The organism is Bacteroides sp. D22, from assembly GCF_000163675.1.
In the GTDB taxonomy this organism is placed as follows: Bacteria; Bacteroidota; Bacteroidia; order Bacteroidales; family Bacteroidaceae; genus Bacteroides; species Bacteroides xylanisolvens.
This window is the reverse complement of the sequence record NZ_GG774858.1, coordinates 1-1598: the sequence shown is the minus strand read 5'-3', so window position 1 is coordinate 1598 and position 1598 is coordinate 1. Positions and strand designations below refer to the sequence as shown.

The 1598-nt window shown below is 37.4% G+C and carries 1 protein-coding gene; it reads left to right on the top strand.

The window, feature by feature from the left end:
- Positions 1-521 precede the first annotated feature (521 nt).
- Positions 522-1523, top strand: coding sequence for an IS110 family transposase (locus HMPREF0106_RS00145; protein ID WP_004297445.1), 1002 nt, complete (start codon positions 522-524; stop codon positions 1521-1523).
- Positions 1524-1598: the final 75 nt, after the last annotated feature.

Sequence of the window (1598 nt, the reverse complement as noted above, 5' to 3'; positions counted from 1 at the left end):
AAACGACAGTTCCCCGCCTGGAAAACGGGAAGTCAATGTATACAATAAACTTTTGTACTCATGGAGAATTAGCTTATGTCAGGTTTATACTGTGTTGCAGATACTTTATCTGCAACCTATCTGCCGCAGGTATCTGCAACGCTCCAACTATTTATCAACTAGTACATTACACGCTTTTCGTTGCAGGTGGCAGATGTTTTCATGTTTTTTCAACTTTATGGTAGGAGGATTACGCATCAAAATTAGGGTCACAACCGTAAGTCATAAAACAGATTCACCTCTGTGTCCTCCTTTAGATTTGCACTGTGAAAAATAAAGGTTGAAATATTACCTTTGTGGTTAAAACAAGTTAACCAAGGAAAGTAGGTGACCCATTGTGTCCTCTAGGCAGAAGCCCTATCCACGGAATTAGTCCTTCTTTCCTTATCAGTTGAACAGATCCAATTAGAATTTTAGGTCGTTGGCCTATTAAAGGATATAGTTTGTTCAACCTATGGTTAACCCTTTAATAGTGCAAAAATATGGAAAAGAAATGGTTTATTGGCATTGACATCTCAAAAAAAACTTTGGATGTTGTTATTTACGTTCCTACAAAGAAACATGCGGACGAAACAAATTATGAACGCTTCTTAAACAAAGAAGAGGGCTACAAGTCTCTTCTTTGTTGGTTGAAAAAGAAAAACATGGCAAAGAAAAGGCTGGTCATTAGTATGGAAAATACGGGTATTTACAGTTTTGACTTATGCCTTTTTCTAGAAGCAGCATCCATCGATTACTGTTCTTTCAATCCTCTTCATTTAAAACGTTCCTTAGGTTTGGTACGTGGGAAAAATGACCGTGTAGATGCCGAAAGAATAGCCTATTTTGCTTATCTTCATCGGGATGAACTATCTTACTCTAAGCTGTCAGGGAGTTCAATTATCCGTTTGCGTGACTTTGCTGCAGAGAGAAAACGTTTTGTAAAGCAGCAAGCTGAATACAAAGGTTTTCTCACTGATAGAAAAGATTGTGAAATGACTTCTACCATTGAGCGCGCTGCCCATATGGTAAAGATACTGGATGAAGAAATTGCAAGTGTTGAAGAAGAAATGCTGCAAATTATCAATTCAGACCCATCTATTCTCCGAAATTATGAGCTCTTAAACAGTATTAAAGGCATTGGGACGATCAATGCGATGAATACAATCATACATACTAATAATTTTCAGGCATTTGAAACGGCACGTCAATATGCATGTTATTTAGGTATTGCTCCTTTTGAGCATTCTTCGGGAACAAGTATTAAAGGTAAAACAAGGGTTTATCCCACGGGAGCAAAACTATTGAAAGCGGATCTTTCACAAGCTGCTAATTCAGCGATTGTATGGGATAAGGAAATGAAAGAGTATTATGAAAGGAAAAGGAAGGAAGGGAAAGCTTATGGAGTAGTGCTAAATGCAGTCAAGTTTAAACTAGTAGGAAGAATGTTTGCTGTGGTCAAAAGGGGAACACCCTTTGTGGAGTTAATGACTTACAAAAAGTAAACGGACTGAAATAGCCCGTTTAATTTCTTTAACTGTTTTTTATAGGCCTATTATTTGCATAGGTCTTAGAATTCC

What these genes read in the sequence shown, in the direction of transcription:
- HMPREF0106_RS00145 (WP_004297445.1), top strand. Translation starts at nt 522, where the DNA reads ATGGAAAAGAAATGGTTTATTGGCATTGACATCTCAAAAAAAACTTTG.